The sequence below is a fragment of the Eikenella sp. NML120348 genome (assembly GCF_001648435.1).
GTDB lineage: Bacteria > Pseudomonadota > Gammaproteobacteria > Burkholderiales > Neisseriaceae > Eikenella > Eikenella exigua.
Map to the genome: position 1 here is coordinate 33,592 of NZ_LXSP01000003.1, position 18,540 is coordinate 52,131.

The 18,540-nt window shown below is 55.4% G+C and carries 21 protein-coding genes and 1 tRNA gene; 8 read left to right on the plus strand and 14 right to left on the minus strand.

Going from position 1 to position 18,540, the window contains the following annotated elements; all coding sequences use genetic code 11:
- Positions 1 to 51 precede the first annotated feature (51 nt).
- Positions 52 to 504: a hypothetical protein gene (locus A7P99_RS05220; protein WP_231863734.1), complete on the minus strand. Its 453-nt coding sequence runs from the start codon at positions 502 to 504 to the stop codon at positions 52 to 54.
- A 562-nt stretch (positions 505 to 1,066) separates the two neighbouring features.
- Between A7P99_RS05220 and A7P99_RS05225 the strand changes: the two genes are divergently transcribed.
- The 5 genes from A7P99_RS05225 to A7P99_RS05245 all read left to right on the plus strand — a co-directional run bounded on the left by A7P99_RS05225 (position 1,067) and on the right by A7P99_RS05245 (position 6,981).
- Entirely contained in the window at positions 1,067 to 1,513 is a 447-nt protein-coding gene (locus A7P99_RS05225) for a hypothetical protein (protein ID WP_231863733.1), read from the plus strand.
- Between the two features lie 129 nt (positions 1,514 to 1,642).
- Complete coding sequence (locus tag A7P99_RS05230) at positions 1,643 to 3,628, plus strand: DUF3488 and transglutaminase-like domain-containing protein (RefSeq protein WP_067528451.1); 1,986 nt, start codon at positions 1,643 to 1,645, stop codon at positions 3,626 to 3,628.
- A 250-nt stretch (positions 3,629 to 3,878) separates the two neighbouring features.
- Entirely contained in the window at positions 3,879 to 4,151 is a 273-nt protein-coding gene (locus tag A7P99_RS05235) for a DUF333 domain-containing protein (protein ID WP_064088079.1), read from the plus strand.
- Between the two features lie 170 nt (positions 4,152 to 4,321).
- Positions 4,322 to 6,586: a DNA polymerase III subunit gamma/tau gene (dnaX, locus tag A7P99_RS05240; RefSeq protein ID WP_067449147.1), complete on the plus strand. Its 2,265-nt coding sequence runs from the start codon at positions 4,322 to 4,324 to the stop codon at positions 6,584 to 6,586.
- Positions 6,587 to 6,639: 53 nt separating this feature from the next.
- Positions 6,640 to 6,981 carry a YbaB/EbfC family nucleoid-associated protein gene (locus tag A7P99_RS05245; RefSeq protein WP_067449144.1) on the plus strand — a complete coding sequence of 114 codons (342 nt, stop codon included), beginning with the start codon at positions 6,640 to 6,642 and terminating at the stop codon, positions 6,979 to 6,981.
- Between the two features lie 315 nt (positions 6,982 to 7,296).
- Here the strand turns inward: A7P99_RS05245 and aceF are convergent, their stop codons facing one another.
- Positions 7,297 to 8,922 (minus strand): dihydrolipoyllysine-residue acetyltransferase, encoded by a 1,626-nt coding sequence (aceF, locus tag A7P99_RS05250; RefSeq protein ID WP_067528448.1) that lies wholly within the window; start codon positions 8,920 to 8,922, stop codon positions 7,297 to 7,299.
- A gap of 114 nt (positions 8,923 to 9,036) precedes the next feature.
- A complete protein-coding gene (locus tag A7P99_RS10435; protein WP_231863732.1) occupies positions 9,037 to 9,243 on the minus strand; it encodes a hypothetical protein in 207 nt (68 codons plus the stop codon).
- A gap of 43 nt (positions 9,244 to 9,286) precedes the next feature.
- Here A7P99_RS10435 and A7P99_RS10440 point away from each other — a divergent pair, with 43 nt between their 5' ends.
- Positions 9,287 to 9,589, plus strand: coding sequence for a hypothetical protein (locus A7P99_RS10440; RefSeq protein WP_231863731.1), 303 nt, complete (start codon positions 9,287 to 9,289; stop codon positions 9,587 to 9,589).
- Between the two features lie 80 nt (positions 9,590 to 9,669).
- Here A7P99_RS10440 and aceE read toward each other — a convergent pair whose 3' ends face one another.
- The 3 genes from aceE to A7P99_RS05265 form a co-directional block, all read right to left on the minus strand.
- A complete protein-coding gene (gene aceE, locus A7P99_RS05260; protein WP_067449140.1) occupies positions 9,670 to 12,354 on the minus strand; it encodes a pyruvate dehydrogenase (acetyl-transferring), homodimeric type in 2,685 nt (894 codons plus the stop codon).
- A 79-nt stretch (positions 12,355 to 12,433) separates the two neighbouring features.
- Positions 12,434 to 12,907: an SH3 domain-containing protein gene (locus tag A7P99_RS09665; RefSeq protein ID WP_153705577.1), complete on the minus strand. Its 474-nt coding sequence runs from the start codon at positions 12,905 to 12,907 to the stop codon at positions 12,434 to 12,436.
- 310 nt (positions 12,908 to 13,217) lie between these two features.
- On the minus strand, positions 13,218 to 13,817 hold the full coding sequence (locus A7P99_RS05265) for a Smr/MutS family protein (RefSeq protein WP_067528446.1): 600 nt from the start codon (positions 13,815 to 13,817) through the stop codon (positions 13,218 to 13,220).
- Positions 13,818 to 13,928: 111 nt separating this feature from the next.
- On the opposite strand from A7P99_RS05265, the gene A7P99_RS05270 reads away from it, so the two are divergent.
- Entirely contained in the window at positions 13,929 to 14,177 is a 249-nt protein-coding gene (locus A7P99_RS05270) for a hypothetical protein (protein ID WP_067438239.1), read from the plus strand.
- 591 nt (positions 14,178 to 14,768) lie between these two features.
- A tRNA-Thr gene (locus tag A7P99_RS05275) sits at positions 14,769 to 14,844 on the plus strand.
- Between the two features lie 20 nt (positions 14,845 to 14,864).
- Here A7P99_RS05275 and A7P99_RS05280 read toward each other — a convergent pair.
- The 8 genes from A7P99_RS05280 to A7P99_RS05310 form a co-directional block, all read right to left on the minus strand.
- Complete coding sequence (locus A7P99_RS05280; RefSeq protein WP_240746216.1) at positions 14,865 to 15,905, minus strand: site-specific integrase; 1,041 nt, start codon at positions 15,903 to 15,905, stop codon at positions 14,865 to 14,867.
- Positions 15,806 to 16,135 (minus strand): helix-turn-helix domain-containing protein, encoded by a 330-nt coding sequence (locus tag A7P99_RS10685; RefSeq protein ID WP_082881537.1) that lies wholly within the window; start codon positions 16,133 to 16,135, stop codon positions 15,806 to 15,808. Before A7P99_RS10685 ends, A7P99_RS05280 begins: the two co-directional genes overlap by 100 nt.
- Positions 16,136 to 16,204: 69 nt before the next feature.
- Positions 16,205 to 16,576 carry a DUF551 domain-containing protein gene (locus tag A7P99_RS05285; protein ID WP_067686734.1) on the minus strand — a complete coding sequence of 124 codons (372 nt, stop codon included), beginning with the start codon at positions 16,574 to 16,576 and terminating at the stop codon, positions 16,205 to 16,207.
- Complete coding sequence (locus A7P99_RS05290; RefSeq protein ID WP_067686735.1) at positions 16,573 to 16,881, minus strand: MazG-like family protein; 309 nt, start codon at positions 16,879 to 16,881, stop codon at positions 16,573 to 16,575. The genes A7P99_RS05285 and A7P99_RS05290 overlap by 4 nt, the downstream gene beginning before the upstream one ends.
- Before the next feature lie 2 nt (positions 16,882 to 16,883).
- Entirely contained in the window at positions 16,884 to 17,204 is a 321-nt protein-coding gene (locus A7P99_RS05295) for a hypothetical protein (protein WP_067686737.1), read from the minus strand.
- A gap of 9 nt (positions 17,205 to 17,213) precedes the next feature.
- Positions 17,214 to 17,453 carry a flagellar protein required for flagellar formation gene (locus A7P99_RS05300; RefSeq protein ID WP_067686739.1) on the minus strand — a complete coding sequence of 80 codons (240 nt, stop codon included), beginning with the start codon at positions 17,451 to 17,453 and terminating at the stop codon, positions 17,214 to 17,216.
- Positions 17,425 to 18,141: a hypothetical protein gene (locus tag A7P99_RS05305; RefSeq protein ID WP_067686743.1), complete on the minus strand. Its 717-nt coding sequence runs from the start codon at positions 18,139 to 18,141 to the stop codon at positions 17,425 to 17,427. The genes A7P99_RS05300 and A7P99_RS05305 overlap by 29 nt, the downstream gene beginning before the upstream one ends.
- Positions 18,105 to 18,536, minus strand: a complete 432-nt coding sequence (locus A7P99_RS05310; RefSeq protein ID WP_067686745.1) for a hypothetical protein — start codon at positions 18,534 to 18,536, stop codon at positions 18,105 to 18,107. Before A7P99_RS05310 ends, A7P99_RS05305 begins: the two co-directional genes overlap by 37 nt.
- Positions 18,537 to 18,540 lie beyond the last annotated feature (4 nt).

Consider the following 18,540-nt stretch of genomic DNA (forward strand, 5'->3'; position numbering starts at 1 on the left):
TGATTAATCGGATTAAAACGCTGTCATTATAGTATTTTGGCAAACACTCGGCTACTTGCACGCTGCCGGTATGCTGCGCCAAACGCGCGAAAGCGTGGTGCCGTTGGCATACAGTTTAATCTCCGAACTTTTTACGCCGCGTTGCCGCACATCCATCACCACGCCGTCTTTATGTGTGAAGGGGTTGTGCAGTACCACAGTATAGGCCGAATTGGTATAGCTGCGGACTTGGATAAAGTTTTCCGGCAAACGCAAACGGGTTTGCAGCTGTTTTTGCAGGCATTGTGCTACCTCGCCCGGCGCTTTGTCGCTCCGCACCTCCACCTCCGGCCTGCCGCGTGTGGGCTGGCTGCGGAAGCCGTAGGCCATGCGCGAACTACCGATTTTCACATCGTCATCATAATTGATATTCGACTGCTGCCGGCGGATGCCCGCTGCTTCCGGCGAAATGCAACCGGCCAGCGCCAAAAGCGGCAGCAGCCACAATAAATTTGAATATTTCAACTTTTTTCTCCTACAGCCAGCCAAACCTGATCAAGCCCGGCTGATTTGGAACAGAATTCGGAATGCCCGCGCGGTATCCACAAAGTTACGCATGATAGCAGCGGAGCAAGCAATTTCGAAACTGTTTAACCCTGCTTTACTCCAACATACCGTCTGCAATATTATTTTTACAGTTGCAAAACCAGCTGCTCCTGTTTATAAAGGCTGTCTGAAAACGCCAATCCCGTCGCTGCCCGGCACTTGACAGCCTACTCCGCCCCATTGGCACCCCCCATGAATACGCAAAACTTCTCTTTCGCCTCCTTTTTATGGTACCGCCCAACTGAGCAGTATCTTTAATACTGCGCACCTGATTCGCGCTACATTAGCCGAAAGAAAAGCTACCGCCCGGAAACCCCGAGCGGTTTTTTATTTGCCCCGGCAAGGCCGCTCACCCACGGAATCCTTCCATGAACCTCCCAGCCGAACAGGAACACAAAATGTCTGCCCTAGCCCGCCAACTCCGCCAGCTCCAGCTTCCCCCACCCATCCCCGCACCGAGCTGCAACGCTGGTATTTGGCCGTGGACGGCAACCAGCACCGTGCCGATTTGCAGGCCGATACGCCGCAACAGCAAGATTTCATGCTGTGCGAAGCCCTGCTGCCGCAAATCCGCTCCCTAGCCTGCCTGATTGCTGCCGGGCGGCACAATTTTGAGCAACACAGCCCGGAAGTGTTCACCGAAGAAGCCGATTGGTTTGCCGCCCGTATTTTGGTGTTGGGCGTGCGCGTGTTTCATTTAGACATCATGCTGATTCCGATGCTGCAAACCGCCAACCGCCGTGCTGCCGAATACTCCCGCAAACACGGATTGCCCTTCACCCCCGCACAAATGCGCATGAGCCTGCACGCCTCGCGCCCCAACGGCGGGCTGATTTTGGAAAACGCCTGCTTTGCCGATGCGGATTTGGGTATAATCGGCAATTCGCTACAACTGAGCCACAGCCTGCCCAATCTGATTACCGGTTGAACGCAGGCTGGCGGCTACAGGCGCACAAAACACACCGTCTGATAAAAAGGCTACCTGAAACGAAGTTTGCCCAAGCAAACCAAGTTTCTGCAAAGTAAATAACCAAGCCGCCATCCAACCCCAACCACCATGCTCGTTTTCAACCCCGAATACATCGACCGCCCGCCCGAACGCCTGCCGCGTTTGGGCGTTCTATTGCTGCTGCTATGGATCACCCTGCCGCTGGCTTTTGCCCTGCCTGTGGGTGTCATTATCGTATTTGGCGTGCTGTGGCTGATTCAACTCGGGCTCACGCTGATCGGCAGCCGCGGCTTACCTGCTTGGGCCACCGCCATCGGCGGCCTGGCTGTGTTTGGCTTCGTGTTTTCGCAGTTGGGCACCTTTCTCGGCAGCGAAGGTGGCAGCGCGCTGCTTCTGCTGCTGGTACTGCTGAAGACCTATGAAAGCCGCGTGTTGCGCGATTGGCATATGCTGCTTACCGCCATGGTGTTCCTGATGGGTGCCACCGTGCTGCTCAACCAAGGCATGTTCATCGGCCTGTGGCTATTGGCCGGCCTGTTCGGCACCGCCACCTGCATCGCCCTCTTGAATATGCCGCTGCGCCTGGCCGCCCGCCACGCCGCTACCGCCCTGCTGCTCACCCTGCCGCTGGCCGCCGTATTATTTATCGCTGTGCCGCGCATGAGCGAACCGCTGTGGCGCATTCCGCAGTCGCCAAAGCCGGGCCAAGCCCAAACCGGCCTGTCCGATACCATGCAGCCGGGCAGCATCAGCAATTTGGTGCAGAGCAACGAACTGGCTTTCAATGCTACTTTCGACGGGGGCTACACCCCCAATCCCGCCGACCTCTATTGGCGCGCCATCACCATGAGTCAGTTTGACGGCGAACAATGGCTTGCCGATGATGACGAACTGCCTACCCGCGCTGACACTGCCTACACGCAAACCATTGTCTCCTACAGCATCATTATGCGCGACGAGCAAGGCCGCATTCCTGTGCTGGACTACCCCATCATCAACTTCAATACCGACAACGCCCGAAGCAAAATGCGTTTTGCCGAAGGCCACACCATCCGCGTGCGCAGTCATGACGGCCTGCGCCGTTTCGTGCTTCGTGCCGCCATCGGCAACAGGCTACCTGAAAAACTTTCCCCCTCGCGCCAGCGCCAGCTGAACCGCCTGCCCGGCTACAGCAACCAGCGCATCCGCTCGCTCGCCCGCCAGCTGCGCAGCCAATCCGCCAATACCGCCGATTTCGTCAACCGTACCTTGGCCTACTACCGTAACCAATCCTTCGCCTACACCCTCAATCCCCCGCTCGACCGCAGCCCCGACCGCATCGACAACTTCGTGTTCGACAACCGCCGCGGCTTCTGCGAACACTACGCCGAAAGTTTTGTGGTCATCATGCGCGCCGCCGGTGTGCCCGCCCGCGTGGTTACCGGCTATCAGGGCGGCGAATACAACCCCGACGGCGGCTTCTGGCAGGTGCGCGGCAAAGATGCCCACGCCTGGGCCGAAGTGTGGCTGCCCGAAGAAGAAGCCTGGCTGCGCGTCGATCCCACCGCCGCCGTGAGCAGCAACCGCATCGAGCAAGGCCTCTCCTCCGCGCTGGAGGGCGGCGAGCAAGAGTTGGTGGCCGGCAGCGACAATTGGCAGTGGTGGAGCAAACTCAGCGCCGAAGGCCAGTTTTACTGGCAGCAATGGGTGGTGAACTACGACAGCAGTTCGCAGCAAAACCTGTTCCACAGCTTGGGCTTGGGCGGCTTCAACCTATTGAGCCTGCTCGTATTCCTGCTGATTGGCGGCACCTTAGCCGTGATTCCGCTGTGGTTATGGTGGCGGCGCAGCAGCCGGCGTTATGCCAACCTCCTGGAAGAAGGCTTCGCCCACATCAAAGAACGCCTGCTCGATATGGAAGGCATCGACCCTGCCGCCCTTGGCCCCGCCGAAACTGCCAACATCTTGCGTGAACAAGAGCATCTCAGTCCCGAGCTAGAAAGCCTGCTAGCGCAATACGAGCGCTGGAACTACGCCGACGGCCTGCCTCCGAAAGCCGCACAAAAGCGCTGGTATCGCCAATGTTGCCGCGCCGTACGCAAGGTTAGGTTGTAAAACACCGCGCCTTTACCTGCACAAACTCGGATTAACGTTTAATTTTCCGTTTATCTATATATCTTTCAGGTAGTCTTAATCAAGGCAAACCCATAGTGGATTAAATTTAAATCAGGACAAGGCGGCAAGCTGCAGATAGCATGGGTAGCACAGCAAGGTAGGTCAACGCAGTCTTGGTTTAAAATCAATTCACTATAACCTTGACAAGGCTACCTGAAAATTCGTTCGCAACACCCGGAAAGGATAACCCATGAAACGTTTCTTCCCCCTGATGGCCGCCCTCGGCTTGGCCGCCTGCGCCGGCAGCCAAACCCCTGCTTCCGCCTCTGAGCCAGCCGACGCCTCTATGCCCGCCGTGGGCGCGGCTAATCCAGCCAGCGTGTACTGCGTACAGCAAGGCGGCAAGTCTGAAATCCGCAAAAACCAAGACGGCAGCGAATACGGCGTGTGCATCCTGCCAGACGGCAAAGAAGTGGAGGAATGGGCATACTACCGCGCCAACAACGGCGGCAACAACAAATAAGCCCCACCCGGCCAAACAGGCAGGCTACCTGAAATCCGATTTTCAGGTAGCCTGTTTGCCTTTTCCCAGCCCCAAGAATAGCGGCGATAATGCTAAAATACCGCCTTCAGCACCATCATGCGCGCACCCCGCACATCCGTGCGCCCGAATAACCCATCAAAGCATCTCACATGGCCTACCAAGTTCTCGCCCGCAAGTGGCGCCCCAAAACCTTTGCCGATTTAGTCGGGCAGGAACACGTTGTCAAAGCCCTGCAAAACGCCCTGGGCAAAGGCCGCCTGCACCACGCCTACCTGCTCACCGGCACTCGCGGCGTGGGCAAAACCACCATCGCCCGCATCCTGGCCAAAAGCCTGAACTGCGAAACCCCGCACGAAGGCGAACCCTGCGGCCAATGCCAATCCTGCCGCGACATCGACACAGGGCGGTTTGTAGACCTGCTGGAAATCGACGCCGCCTCCAACACCGGTATCGACAACATCCGCGAAGTGCTGGAAAACGCCCAATACGCGCCCACCGCCGGCAAATACAAAGTCTATATCATCGACGAAGTGCACATGCTCTCCAAATCCGCGTTCAACGCCATGCTCAAAACGTTGGAAGAGCCGCCCGAACACGTCAAATTCATCCTCGCCACCACCGACCCGCACAAAGTGCCCGTTACTGTACTCAGCCGCTGCCTGCAATTCGTGCTGCGCAACATGACCGCCCAGCAGGTATCGCAGCACCTTGCGCACGTTCTGACCAGCGAACAAATCCCCTACGAAGCCCCCGCCCTCGCCCTGCTCGGCCGTGCCGCCGCAGGCTCCATGCGCGACGCGCTCAGCCTGCTCGACCAAGCCATCGCCATGGGTTCGGGCAGCGTAACCGAAGCCGACGTGCGCCACATGATCGGCGCCGTCGACCAACGCTACCTTTATTCCCTGCTGCAAGCCGCCGCCAACCAAGACGGCGCCGCTCTGCTCGCCACCGCACAGGAAATGGCCGGCCGCGCCATCGGTTTCGACAGCGCCTTGAGTGAGCTCGCCCTCCTACTGCAAAAGCTCGCCCTCATCAAAACCATCCCCGCCGCCGTGCCCGCAGACGACCCCGAGCGCGATACCCTGCAACAGCTCGCCGGCCAACTGGGTGACGAACAAATCCAGCTGTATTACCAATGTGTTATCCACGGCAAGCAAGACCTGCCGCTCGCGCCCGACGAATACGCCGGCTTCGTGATGACCCTGCTGCGCCTGCTTGCCTTCGCCCCCTTGGCCGCCGCCGAGCTGCCCGAAGGCAGTCAAATCAGCGGCAGCGAACTGCACGATCCCACCCCAAAGCCCCGTCCGGCTGCCACACCGCAGCCGGATAAGCCCCTCAGACTGGCTGAAAACCATATAGCAGAAGCCCCTCCCGCCCAAGCCGAACCAAGGCTACCTGAAAGCGGGCATAACAGCCAAAATGAACACGGCAGCTTTTCAGGTAGCCCAAACAACAACGGCAGGCTTTCGCAAAACAACCCCCTGCCGCAAGCAACTGCCACCGCTGCCCGCCATACCGAAAGGCTACCTGAAAATATTTCAGGCAGTCCAAACAGCCGGCACGAGCTTTCGCCCAACCCAAACGCATCCGGCAACCCTGCGCCCGGTTCGGCCGAACCCGGCCGCCCCTACCCTAGCGAGCCGCAACCTACCCAGACAGAAGCCGTCCCTACCGCCTTCGAAAGCAACCCGCCGTGGGACGATGCCCCGCCGCCCGCCGGTTTTGAAAGCGGCCTGCCCGACAGCCCCCCAAGCTCAGGGCTAGCTGAAACCGAGCCCAGCCAAAACCCCGCAAACGAGTTTCCGCATAGCCGAAACCAAAATGACAGCCTGCCCCAGCACAAACATGATGCCGCATCCCGAAACGAATCCGGATTAGGCCGCGAAAGGCTACCTGAAACCGAACAAAGCGGATTTTTACAGAGCCCAAACGGGCAAACCGAAGCCCAATCGGCCGCTGCCGAAACCCCGGAACACACCGGCACGGCTGCCCTGCCCCTGCCCGATGCCGACACCTGGCCGCACATCGTCGCCGCCATCGCCCCCAAAATCGGTGCCGCCCAAATGAGCGCCCAGCACACCGCCTGCCTCGGCTACGACCCGCAGCAACACCTGCTCACCCTCGCCGTGGCCGAAGCCGGGCAAGTCAGCATCAACCGCGAACACATCCAGCGCATCGAGCAGCACCTGGCTGCCGCCTACGGCCATCCCGTCAGCATCCGCACCACCGATTGGCCGGCCGGCGGCACAGCCGCCGAAACCCCCGCCATGCGCCAACAACGCCTGCGCCAGGCCGCCCGCGATCAGGCACAAAGTCTGCTGGAGCAAGACCCAGCCGCACAAGATATCCTTAATTTATTCGGCGCCCGCTGGCTACCTGAAAGCCTTGTATTGCAGGAAAACGGCCAAACCTAAGGCCGCTCCCGCACTTTTTTATTCCCACCCACTCTTTAAATAGGAGCACATTCATGTTCAACAAAGCCGGCCTCGGCAACCTGATGCAACAGGCACAAAAAATGCAGGAAAAAATGAAACAGGCACAGGCCGAATTGGCCAACATCACCGTGGAAGGCGAAGCCGGCGGCGGCATGGTGAAAATCACCCTCAGCTGCCACCACGCCGTTAAACGCGTGCATATCGACGACAGCCTCGCCGCTGATGCCGCTTCCGACAAAGAAATGCTGGAAGACCTGATTGCCGCCGCCTTCAACGATGCCGCCCGCAAAGTAGAAGCCGCCGCCCAGCAGCATATATCGCAATTCACCCAAGGCCTCGGCCTGCCTCCCGGCATGGACAACTTCTTCAAATAATCCGCGCACAAAACACCGGCTGTCTAAGCTCACCAGGCAGCCGGTTTGTATTTGGCTTACATCAGTTTTCAGGTAGCCTCCATACCATCTTGAGGCTACCTGAAAATTAGAAAAGGCAGCCAAACAAAGCTTTACTACAACAATACCACCCTAACCTTGGTCTTCACCATATACGAATTAAAATTAAGAATGGCTAGCCTGGCCGTATGTATGGCCTGTGGTTCGCCGCCGTGTCTCATTCTTATTCTAATCCACGAGAACAACAAAAAGGCTACCTGAAAACTTTCAGGTAGCCTTTTCATCAGGCCCAAACGCTTACAGGGAAATACGGCGGAAGTCTTTGAGCAGGTTGGCCAAGAACACGGTGAAGCGCATGCCGGCTGCGCCGTCGATCACACGGTGGTCGAACGACAGGGAGAGCGGGCACATTAGGCGGGCTTCGAAATCGGAGCCGTTCCACACCGGTTTCATCTGTGATTTGCACACGCCCAAGATGGCTACTTCGGGGGCATTCACAATCGGGGTGAAGCCGGTGCCGCCGATGCCGCCCAAGCTGGAAATAGTGAAGCAGGCACCCTGCATTTCCTGCGGTTTGAGCTTGCCTTCGCGAGCTTTTTTGCTCAATTCGCCCAGCTCGATGCTGATTTCTTTAAGGCCTTTTTTGTCCACATCTTTAATCACGGGCACCACCAAGCCGTTGGGGGTGTCGGCGGCAAAGCCGATATGGAAGTATTTTTTCAACACCAGGTTGTCGCCGTCGAGTGAGGAGTTGAACTCGGGGAAGGCTTTGAGCGCGGCCACGCTGGCTTTGATGATGAAGGCCAGGGGCGAAAGTTTCACGCCTTCGCGCTCCCACTCTTTGTTGAGCTGTTTGCGGAAGCTTTCCAGCTCGGTCATGTCGGCTTCGTCGTGTACGGTAACGTGCGGAATCATTACCCAGTTGCGCGACAGGTTTTGGCCGGAAATCTTCTTGATGCGGCTGAGTTCTTTCACTTCGACTTCGCCAAATTTGGCGAAATCCACTTTCGGCCACGGCAGCAAATCCAAGCCGCCGCCCAAAGAAGCACCGGCAGCTGCGGGCTTGCCTGCACCGCCCTGCATGGCGGCTTTAACGAAGGCTTTGATGTCGTCTTTGGTGATACGGCCTTTGTTGCCGCTGCCTTTCACCAGGCTCAAATCCACACCCAGTTCGCGCGCCAGTTTGCGAGCGGAGGGGCCGGCGTGGGCTTTGGCGAAACCGGCTTCGTTCACGGGCGCGCTGCCATAGGCAGCGGTGGCCGGAGCGGCAGGCGCAGCGGGGGCTGGAGCCGGGGCGGCAGCAGGCGCGGGTGCGGCTTTTGGCGCTTCGGCAGCGGCGGGAGCAGCAGCGGCAGGTACGCCGGCGGCGGCCACGTCAATAATAATGCTGCCTTCAGACACTTTATCGCCCACTTTAATATGTACGGCAGTAATGGTGCCAGCAGCGGTACTGGGCACGTCCATGGTGGCTTTGTCGGTTTCCAGAGTGATCAGGGTATCGTCCACAGCCACGGTATCGCCCACTTTCACTTCCACGGCAATCACGTCCACATCGGTGTGGCCGCCGATATCGGGCACGGCTACCTGAACATTGGCGGCAACAGCCGGAGTAGCAGCGGGCGCAGCAGGGGCGGGAGCGGCTTCGGCTTTGGGTGCAGCAGCCGGAGCGGCAGCGGCGCCAGCACCGGCGGCTTCCACCAGCACAATCACATGGCCTTCAGACACTTTGTCGCCCACTTTTACCTTCACTTCTTTCACCACGCCAGCAACATTGGCCGGTACATCCATGGTGGCTTTGTCGGTTTCCAGGGTAATCAGGGTGTCATCCAGCGCGATGGTGTCACCGGTTTTCACGGCTACATCGATCACGTCTACATTTTCGTGTCCGCCGATATCAGGGACTTTGATTTCTGCAATACTCATGAGAGTTCCTTTAGTATTCGGTTGGATATGGTCTGAACAGGTTCAGACACTATTAAATTAACGCCTTCTTCGGCAGCTTACCGCGTCTTGCACTTCCATCGGCTTTAGTTCGCCTTACATACCAACTTCATACACAGCCACGGCGCAGCGCCGCCCGGGCAGGCCGATCACTTCGTAATCGTGCCCGGCTTGGGGCACGAATGAAGCCATGCGGGTGTTGCACGAGCCTTCGGTTTGAATGACGGTTTCGGTAGCGCCTTCCATCACATTCTGCAAGTCGAGATAGGCGGCCTGTACGTTCACAGCCGTGCCGGCCGGCACGGCAAATTCGCGGAAAAATCGCCCGCGATAAAATACCGTTGGATTGACCGATATTTTTGCTGTGTACGGTTTCGGCTATGCCCAAACTGCGGCTTTTGACCGTACCGGCAAACGAGCCAAACGCATCGCCCAAGCTGCCGACCACATTCACTTTGTGGCCGCGGCGGATCAATCTTCATCTTCGCAGTTGATGCCGCTCACCATGACGGTGGCTTCCTGTTTTGGACATATAGGGGCACGTGTAACTTGGGTACTGCTGTTCGTAACCGCGGTGTTTTCCTCCTGCACCACCGGCGTATTAGAAGCGCAAGCAGTCAGTAAGACTGACGGAGCATGCAACGAATAAGGGGTTCATATTCTTCCTTTTCTGTTTTTCAGGTAGCCTCTACCGCGGGGGCAAGGCTACCTGAAAACTTCAGGCCGGGATTAGCGTTTCCAGCTGGGGGCAACTTCGGTTTGAACGCCGTATTTCTCGATGGCTTTCTGCACCACGTCTTTGCCCACTTTGCCTTGTTTGGCCAAAGCGTCCAGCGCGGCCACGGCCACATGGTAGCGGTCTACTTCGAAGAAGCTGCGCAGGTTGGCGCGGCTGTCGGAGCGGCCAAAACCGTCGGTGCCGAGCACTACATAATCGCCGTTCTCTTTGGGGATATAGGCGCGGATGCGGTCGGCAAAGCTGCGGATGTAGTCGGTAGCGGCTACAACCGGGCCGGCATAGCCTTGCAGCTGCTGGCTCACGAAGGGCAGTTTCTGCTCGGCAGCCGGGTGCAGGCGGTTCCAACGGTCGGTTTCGATGGCTTCGCGGTGCAGCAGGTTGAATGAGGGACAAGACCAGATGTCGGCTTCCACACCGAAATCGTTTTTCAGCAAATCGGCAGCATGAATCACTTCCTGCAGGATGGTGCCGGATCCCATCAGCTGAACGCGTTTGTCGCCTTTGTCGCCTTCGCGGAACAGATACATACCTTTGAGGATTTCCTGCTCGATGCCTTTGCGTTGCGGCATGGCGGGGTGGGCGTAGTTTTCGTTCATCAGGGTGATGTAGAAGAATACGTCTTCGTTATCCACATACATGCGCTGCAAACCGCTGTGTATGATTACGGCCACTTCGTATTGGAAAGTCGGATCGTAGCTGATGCAATTTGGAATCAAATCAGCTTGCAGCTGGCTGTGGCCGTCTTCGTGCTGCAGGCCCTCGCCGTTCAGGGTTGTGCGGCCTGCGGTGCCGCCCAGGAGGAAGCCGCGGGCGTGCATGTCGCCGGCAGCCCAAGCCAAATCGCCGATGCGTTGGAAACCGAACATGGAGTAGTAGATATAGAACGGAATCATGGCGTAGCGGTTGTTGGCATAGCTGGTGGAAGCAGCAATCCAGTCGGCCATGGCGCCCGGCTCGTTAATACCTTCCTGCAGAATCTGGCCATCCACGCTCTCTTTATAGAACATCAGCTGGTCTTTATCCTGCGGGGTGTACTGCTGGCCTTTCGGGTTCCAAATGCCGTATTGGCGGAACATGCCTTCCATACCAAAGGTGCGGCTCTCATCGGGCACAATCGGCACGATGCGGCGGCCGATTTGCTTGTCTTTCAACAAGGCAGCCAAGATGCGCACAAAAGCCATGGTGGTGGAGAATTCGCGATCGCCGCTGGATTGTAGCTGGGTGCCGAAGGTTTCCAGATCCGGAATCGGTAGGGCTTCGTTGTTCGGATTACGTGCCGGCAGGTAGCCGCCCAAGGCGTTGCGGCGCTCTCGCAGGTATTGCATTTCCGGGCTGTCTTCAGCAAAACGGAAGTAGGGCAAGTCGCCACTGTCGATTTGCTCGTCGGTTACCTGGATGCCGAAGCGGTCGCGGAACTGTTTGAGCGACTTCACGTCCATTTTCTTGGCTTGGTGGGCAACGTTTTGGCCTTCACCGGATGCACCCATGCCGTAGCCTTTGATGGTTTTGGCCAAAATCACAGTGGGGCGGCCGCCAGCGTTGTTCACGGCTTCATGGTAAGCGGCATAAACTTTGTACGGGTCGTGGCCGCCACGGTTCAGGGCCCAGATTTCGTCGTCAGACATATCGGCCACGAGGGCTTTCAGTTCGGGCGTGTTGAAGAAGTGTTCGCGAACGTATGCACCGTCTTTGGACTTGAAGGTTTGGTAGTCGCCATCCAGGCATTCTTCCATGCGCTGTTTCAGGGCGTGGTTGGTGTCGCGTGCCAAGAGGCCGTCCCAGCGGCGACCCCAAATCACTTTTAACACATTCCAGCCTGCGCCGCGGAAGTTGCCTTCCAGTTCTTGGATGATTTTGCCGTTGCCGCGCACCGGGCCGTCCAAACGCTGCAGGTTGCAGTTAATAACGAAAATCAGGTTGTCCAAGCCTTCGCGGGCGGCCAAAGCGATAGCGCCTTGGCTTTCCGGCTCATCCATCTCGCCGTCGCCGCAGAAGCACCATACTTTGCGGCCTTTAGTTTTTGCCAGTCCACGAGACTCCAAGTATTTCAGGAAGCGTGCCTGGTAAATCGCCATCAACGGGCCCAAACCCATGGATACAGTGGGGAACTGCCAGAAATCAGGCATAAGGTGTGGGTGCGGATAAGACGGCAAGCCGTCGCCACCCACTTCTTGGCGGAAGTTGTTCAGCTGATCTTCGCTCAGGCGGCCTTCCACAAAGGCGCGGGAATAAATGCCGGGAGCAGAGTGGCCTTGAACATAAATCAAATCGCCTTCTTCACCGGCGGCTTCGTCTTTGGCACGCCAGAAGTGGTTGAAGCCCACGTCATACAAAGTAGCGGAAGACTGGAAGGAAGCGATGTGGCCGCCCAATTCCAAATCTTTTTTGCCGGCACGCAGCACCATGGCGGCGGCATTCCAGCGGATGGCGGCGCGGATGCGGTGTTCCAGCTCTTGATTGCCGGGCGATTTCTGCTCCTTGCCGACCGGAATGGTGTTCAGATACGCGGTGGTGGCGCTAAACGGCAGGTGCACACCGCGACGGCGGGTGTAGCGCACCAAGTTTTCCAACAGAAAATGCGCCCGCTCCGAGCCTTCGTTTTCTAGCACGGAACTGAGCGCATCCAACCACTCCTGGGTTTCAATCGGGTCGATATCATGTTTTTCGACAGACATAATTCCTATCTTCATTTCTTGAGTTAATAAATGAGCTTTGCTTTTTCGTTTGGCAACACAGTAAAAATCTACCATATTATTATTCTATTTTTCTTACTTGGCTTTTATGAATATACGCCACTGGTATTTCCGCAGATCCATCCCATGTAATATGTAGCCATCCATCTCCTTCTTCCCCATAGGAATGCACTGTTTCTCCATTATATACCTTTCCCATAATTCTTGATTCAGAAGAAGATCCTGCTCTTACATTTGCATAGCCATCTCTTGCTGAAACTACATAATAATCTATTACATTACCTTGACTTTCATGGACATATCCATAGACAGTTTTCCCTGATTCTGTTTTATATTCAATATAATACCAGCTTCCTTCTTTTCTTATTATTCCACCGCCGTCAAAGATATCTAATTTTGCCAATATCCTTGAATTAGTATTAGGTTTTTCCCTAAGATTAGCCCCATCTAAAACTCCACTATGTATTGCAAATTCTCTAGAAAATCCCAAACTTGAAATTGCTAAAAAAAATATCATTATTAATAATTTCTTCATCTCAATCAAAATCCTTTCCTACAAACATAGTATCTTAATCATCTACATAAAACTCTTACAAAGCACGCACTTAAACAGAAAAATTAGGAACCCGCTGTTTCCTAAAGATTTCTGCCACACCAACAATGCTGCAACACTCTGCATTTCCATGGAATATTAACAGTCTTGCGCCTGATTGGCAACGTTTTTTTCAGGCTTTTAAAGCCTTTATTCTTCAAGACACAAGCCCCTTTCCGGCACCTCACTGCCTAAAAAATCATCCGAAAACAGGCTAGGATGGCATATACATAAAACAACAAAACAGAACCGCCTACCCTGCACGCCGTTTACGCAACAAAATGCGCACAGCCCCATCGTTCGCACCATGTGGCTCGACATAAGCCAGCACTTCCGGATGCGCCATCAGCCAGCGGCGCACCAAGCTTTTCAACACCGGCACAAAGCCGTGCGAACCCAGCCCGCTGCCGTGCACGATTTCCGCGCACACCCCGCGTCGCAACACTTCCTCAAGAAACTCGCTCAACTCCCGCTGCGCTTCCTCGTGCGTGCAGCCGTGCAAATCCAAGCGCCCCACGCACGGCCAATGACCGGCCACCAGGCGGCGGATGTCGTCCTGCCCACGGCCGTTTTTGCAAAACGAACGCGGCGGCTCGTGTTCGCTGTCGGCGCTCACATAAAAATACTCATCATCATCCCACTCCGCCTCATCAAACCGCCGTTTCAAAGGTTTATTGTCTTTCGGTGCAGCCACCCGATTACTGTTTTTCAGCGGCGTAACCTTGCCCACTGCCGCCGCAAAATCCAGCTCTTCCTGCCGCTGCTGCCTCGTTTGCGCCGCCACTTCCTCCTGCCGCCGCTTCGCCTCCTTACCCAATTGCTGCAGCAGCTTTTGCGTATCCTGTTTATCCATTATTTCGGCTCCATATCTAGTTTCATCTTTTCAACTGACTATTTTATAACTGAAGCGGCATAATCGGATACAGCCACACGATTTTCCCACCACCCCAAGAGGGGCTTTACCATGCAGCACACTTGCGATATCGTCATTATCGGCATCGGCCCAGCCAGCCTCAGCTTCGCCACCGCAGCCGCATACGGCAGCCTGAACATCCTGCTTATCAAACAAAGCAGCCAGGAACCCTTGGCTAACCCGCCCCATGATAGCTGCAAAATCGCCCTCACCCACCCCTCGCACGGCATCATGGGGAAACTCAGCCTGTGGCAGCACATTCCCGCCGAAGGTATCTACCCGCTCAAAGCCCCAAAGTGATCAAGGACAGCTCCCCCGCACCATCAACCCCCCCCACACACCAACGGCAAAGGCCAGCTCAGCCTCCTCATATCCAACTCACGACATCCGCCGCACCTCCTACCAAACTGCCAGCCGGCAAAAAATGTCCACTTTCTCACCAGCCATAAAGTGCAGGAAGCCGTAGATGGCGAAGAAAACGTGAGCATCCTGCTCGACAACGGCGATACCATATCCGCCTGCCTGCTCATCGCTGCCGACACAAGCTCGGCAACATAACACCAGCCGGCAGCATCCACGCCCACCTCTTGATCAATGTACACACCCGCCGGCTTCTTTACCCGCCAAATTCCTGCGTAATACTGTACTGCGCCTGAGCAACCACCTGCCACCGGTGAAAAAACTGATTACCAAACAACTCACTGGTTAAGCTTAAACCACCACAAACATATTTCAGGTAGCCTGGTTCCCGCAACAGGCTACCTGAGAATATATGCTACACCATTCTATTCTTACCCATTCTCACCAAGTTACCGCAAAACCACGTTCCACTGTTTTTTGCAGCGCCTACTTGCCAAATATACACAACATCGGCATAATGCAGCGTTTCTTGCCGGTGTAGCTCAGTTGGTAGAGCACCTGACTTGTAATCAGGGGGTCGCGAGTTCGATTCCTGCCGCCGGCACCACACTTCTAATCGCAAATCAGCTAGTTAAGTTGGTTTGCGATTTTTCTTGCCTGAATGCTCTCTGGCACTTTGGACAAATTTTGGACTAACTCGACTCCGGGGCGTAGGTCTGAATCAATCAATCTGGCGTGTTGCGAAAGGTGTTCCGGTGCCAGGTGGGCATACCTTTGCACCATTTCGATACTTTCCCAACCGCCCATTTCTTTTAGCGCTGCCAGGGGCGTGCCCTGCTGGACTAGCCAGCTTGCCCAAGTGTGCCGCAAATCATGCCAGCGGAAATCTTCTATCCCCGCTTTCTCCAACGCTTCGCGCCATACCCTGGTGCTAACCTCTTGAACTCTGCCGCCGCGTGTGTTGGTAAACACATAATCGCTTACCCGTGGCCGCCCCATCAATACTTGCATGGCGGTGTGATTGAGCGGCACACCTATCGCTTTCCCTGCTTTGGCTTGATCGGGATATATCCAAGCCACCTGCCGGTTAAGGTCTAGCTGCTCCCATTTGAGATTAAGCACGTTGGCTTGTCTCAATCCGGTAGCGAGCGAGAAGATAACTAGATGCTGCATATAGGGCAGGTGTGCCAAGGCATTAACTAGGCGCTGTGCTTCTTCGGGATACAGCCACCTGATGCGTTTCTTTGGCTCTTTGTGAAGTTTGAGCTTGGGGGCTTTGTCTAGCCAATCCCATTCGTTTACGCATTTATTCAGGATGGCGCGTATCAGGGCAAAGTATCTGTTCTTGGTGCTGCCTGTTCCCGGTCGCTTATTCACTACGCTATGGATTAGGTCACGGGTTAGCATCTCAAGTGGCAGGCCGCGCAGTTCGGTTAGCAGCCTTATCTTTGTTTTGTCGTCTGACAGGCTTTTCTTGCCTTGGTTTTCTTGTATCCAGCGGATGCAGGCTTCATCCCATAGGCGCTGCGGTTTCTCCCCTAGTTTCTCTTGCCGCCAAAGCTCGTGCTTTAGTTTATCGTGCAACTCTTGCGCGAGTTGTCGGTCGGTTGTTCCAGCAGTACGTCTAAAGCGGACACCGCTTGGTGTACGAAAGGATATTTGCCATATCCCGTGTTTGTTGAGATGGATTGACATTGTGCTTTACTCCTTCTGCCAATCACCGCTTGCTGTTGGCTATTCTGCTTCGCGGCAATGTAGTTTTCAAGTGCGGTTTCTGTGATTACCCATGCCCTGCCCGCTTTGAAGGCTTCTATTTCGCCGGTACGGCACATGTGGCAAACGATATGATGGTGGCACTTCAGCACTTCGGCGGCTTCGTGGATGTTGTAGGTTTGCATGGTGTCTCCAAACTAAAGACCGCCCGAAGGCGGTCCGGTTAATCAATATCCAAAATTAAAGCCGCATTACTACACGGCGGGGTTTGTGGTGGGTGGGTCGGGTAGCGGTTGCCAGTAATTAGGAAAATAGATTACCTCTATATCTTCACCATCTTCTTCATCATATTCCCAATACGAAAAATTTTTTCCGTTAAATTGGCTGAATCTCACTACGCCATCAGCATTACAGGTTAAATAGAAACGTACTTCTTTCGGCAGTCTATCCTCCACGCTTATCCATTCGGATTGTGCGGCGCGGGCGAGCCACATTTCCCAGGCAAATTTGATGTGGTCGTAGGCGTAATCTCCGTTTCTCAATCTTCGTTTATAATTTGCGATTCCTGATTCGGGGATATTCTTTTCAAACTTCGCGCGCTCTTGTTCGACTCTTTCTGGTGTCATTTCGCATCTTCCTCTTTCACAAACACGCCATCTTTCATCACGCCCTTGCGCTCTTTGATTTCGTCATAGGCTTGGGCGATACAGTCTTCTATCTGCAAGCCGTTCTGTGCGGCGAGGATGGTTAGCACTACTACACAATCGCCGATGCTGTCAGCGATACAGCGGCGCGGGCGGCCACGGGAAATATCGGCGGCCAGTTCGCCGGTCTCCTCTACGAGTTTCGCAAGCTGTCGGAAACTGTCGCTGCCTGCGATAAGGTTGCGGGCTTCTGCCCATTCGCGGATTTGGGTAAATGTTTGGGTCATGATTATTCCTTTGCTTCTGCTGCCTGCTCCTGCATGGCGGCATCGATTGCATCGCGCAGGCTGTTATATTCGTCTGAGCACCAGCCGGGTAGTATGACGTTGCCGATTTTGTTTGCGGGGTCGGCCAGCCAGTCTAGGCGCTCGGTGTCGGGGTGGGGAATGAGCTCCAAATCGGCGGGATTTGCTAAGGGATTATAGTCACCACGGCTATTCATAATGTAAACAAAATGTTCCGATGTGTTAATGACTACACACACACCTAGGCCTGGAACTGCATCTCGCACAATATCGCCGAATTTAAATTGATGGGTCTGATGGGTCATGGTTGCTCCTTATCCTTCTAATCTGTGAACTACGCCGCCAGCCAGTTTTCGGGCGGCAACGCCGTTTAGGCTGTCGATTTTGTCTGAGCCAATGATGGAGGCGGCTTGGATTTCGATGGCTACGCTGGAGATGATGTTGCCGCTGATTTTGCTAACGGCCTGCGCAGTGGAGGCATCGATTTTTCCTGCTTTCAGCTGGCGCAGGGTGTCGAATAGTTCTTCACGCAGTTGTGCGGTTGCGGTTTCCATTTTTTCCCTTTCGGTTGAGTTCTGTTTTCAATTCTTCGTTGGCACGCCCTGCTTCAATGATTTCCTGTGGCAGCGGCGTGGTGTTGGCGGCCAGCAGGCGGATGGTCTCGGCCAGCTTTTCTACCGGCATAATAAACTCTGACCAAGCGGTCTTTCTCCCTTGGAAAGCAAGGGCGTTCAACTCCACCTGCCTGTTCCCGAACAGAAAAATACTGGGGATGACCAGGCAGTGGGTGTAGGCGGTGCTGTCGAACTGGTCGGCTTCGAGATTGGCTTTGACGAATAAGACGAATACGTCGCAGTCGAATTTGTTTTTGCAGCGGAAGCGGAACACGGTGCTTGATGAGCCGTTACCCGGGGAAAACCCAGATGAGGTTTTGACGTCGATACGCAGGCTGCCGAGTAGGAAGTCATAATCGGGGTTGTGCATGCTGAGGTCGCAGTTGACGTCCACGGCTTCTGGAAGAAGCTTGGCAAACAACTCTTCGCCGATTGTGCCGATGCTGGCTCCGTTGCTGTTTTGTACGATGCTATCGTGCAGTCGGAGAACTTTGTGTTGCTGGGCGATGATGTAGCCTTGGTATAAATCAAAGCCGGCGCTGTGTGCGGCGGCTTTGAGCGGGTAGTTTTGATAGGCTTTTAAAAAGGCGGCTACCCGCTCTTTGGGGAAGTTGGCGGTGCTGAACATGGATCACTCTCTGTAAAGTCGGTAAAAAACGGATCGGAGGCAAACGGAGGCAGTGGGACGACAAACAGGTATTGCTCTGCCAATATGCTGTCGGCTTCGGTAGCGCTGCCGCCTGCCCTGCCCCATTTGAGCTTGGCGCGGCGGGCGTAGGATAGGGCTTGGCTGAAACGAATCAGCCCTGCGGTATCGCGCCGCTGCCGTGCTGCCTGGCATGCGCTCTCGAACAGCCAGATGTCAAACTTGCGCTGATATCGAAAGGCGCTGGAGGTGGTGGGTTTGGCGGGGTATTTGGGCAGTGGTTCGGTGGTTTCGCCCCTGTTGGTCAGGATGCGGGTTTTTCCGTCAAGCTGGCCGTATGTCAGTTGGTAATAGGCAGCGGTGGGAAGTAGGCTCATCTCC

Excerpts from the sequence above, each read along its gene's own strand:
- aceF (WP_067528448.1), bottom strand. The coding sequence starts at position 8,922 with ATGAGTATTGCAGAAATCAAAGTCCCTGATATCGGCGGACACGAAAAT.
- A7P99_RS05290 (WP_067686735.1), bottom strand. The coding sequence starts at position 16,881 with ATGACCCAAACATTTACCCAAATCCGCGAATGGGCAGAAGCCCGCAAC.
- A7P99_RS05230 (WP_067528451.1), top strand. The coding sequence starts at position 1,643 with ATGCTCGTTTTCAACCCCGAATACATCGACCGCCCGCCCGAACGCCTG.
- A7P99_RS05310 (WP_067686745.1), bottom strand. The coding sequence starts at position 18,536 with ATGAGCCTACTTCCCACCGCTGCCTATTACCAACTGACATACGGCCAG.
- A7P99_RS05235 (WP_064088079.1), top strand. The coding sequence starts at position 3,879 with ATGAAACGTTTCTTCCCCCTGATGGCCGCCCTCGGCTTGGCCGCCTGC.
- A7P99_RS05295 (WP_067686737.1), bottom strand. The coding sequence starts at position 17,204 with ATGACCCATCAGACCCATCAATTTAAATTCGGCGATATTGTGCGAGAT.
- A7P99_RS09665 (WP_153705577.1), bottom strand. The coding sequence starts at position 12,907 with ATGAAGAAATTATTAATAATGATATTTTTTTTAGCAATTTCAAGTTTG.
- A7P99_RS05305 (WP_067686743.1), bottom strand. The coding sequence starts at position 18,141 with ATGTTCAGCACCGCCAACTTCCCCAAAGAGCGGGTAGCCGCCTTTTTA.
- aceE (WP_067449140.1), bottom strand. The coding sequence starts at position 12,354 with ATGTCTGTCGAAAAACATGATATCGACCCGATTGAAACCCAGGAGTGG.
- A7P99_RS05285 (WP_067686734.1), bottom strand. The coding sequence starts at position 16,576 with ATGACACCAGAAAGAGTCGAACAAGAGCGCGCGAAGTTTGAAAAGAAT.
- A7P99_RS05300 (WP_067686739.1), bottom strand. The coding sequence starts at position 17,453 with ATGGAAACCGCAACCGCACAACTGCGTGAAGAACTATTCGACACCCTG.
- A7P99_RS10685 (WP_082881537.1), bottom strand. The coding sequence starts at position 16,135 with ATGCAAACCTACAACATCCACGAAGCCGCCGAAGTGCTGAAGTGCCAC.
- A7P99_RS05265 (WP_067528446.1), bottom strand. The coding sequence starts at position 13,817 with ATGGATAAACAGGATACGCAAAAGCTGCTGCAGCAATTGGGTAAGGAG.
- dnaX (WP_067449147.1), top strand. The coding sequence starts at position 4,322 with ATGGCCTACCAAGTTCTCGCCCGCAAGTGGCGCCCCAAAACCTTTGCC.
- A7P99_RS05270 (WP_067438239.1), top strand. The coding sequence starts at position 13,929 with ATGCAGCACACTTGCGATATCGTCATTATCGGCATCGGCCCAGCCAGC.
- A7P99_RS05245 (WP_067449144.1), top strand. The coding sequence starts at position 6,640 with ATGTTCAACAAAGCCGGCCTCGGCAACCTGATGCAACAGGCACAAAAA.